Origin of the sequence: Sulfitobacter sp. HI0129, from assembly GCF_001635395.1 — a bacterium.
In the GTDB taxonomy this organism is placed as follows: Bacteria; Pseudomonadota; Alphaproteobacteria; order Rhodobacterales; family Rhodobacteraceae; genus Sulfitobacter.
On the sequence record NZ_LWGH01000008.1, the window covers coordinates 1 to 417 of the forward strand.

A 417-nucleotide genomic window follows, 5' to 3' on the forward strand; every position below is an offset into this window, starting at 1 on the left:
GGAAAGGTGAAAAGCACCCCGACGAGGGGAGTGAAACAGTACCTGAAACCGAACGCCTACAATCAGTTGGAGGGCCCTTGCGGCCTGACAGCGTACCTTTTGTATAATGGGTCATCGACTTGGTCTCACGAGCAAGCTTAAGCCGTTAGGTGTAGGCGCAGCGAAAGCGAGTCTTAATAGGGCGTTGAGTTCGTGGGATCAGACCCGAAACCGAGTGATCTAGGCATGACCAGGATGAAGGTAAGGTAACACTTACTGGAGGTCCGAACCCACACCTGTTGAAAAAGGTCGGGATGAGTTGTGCCTAGGGGTGAAAGGCCAATCAAACTCGGAGATAGCTGGTTCTCTGCGAAATCTATTTAGGTAGAGCGTCATCCGAATACCCTCGGGGGTAGAGCACTGGATGGGTAATGGGGC

At 52.5% G+C, this 417-nt stretch carries 1 rRNA gene; it reads left to right on the forward strand.

The features are described from left to right. A 23S ribosomal RNA gene (locus A3764_RS00170) occupies positions 1-417 on the forward strand; the annotation flags it as partial.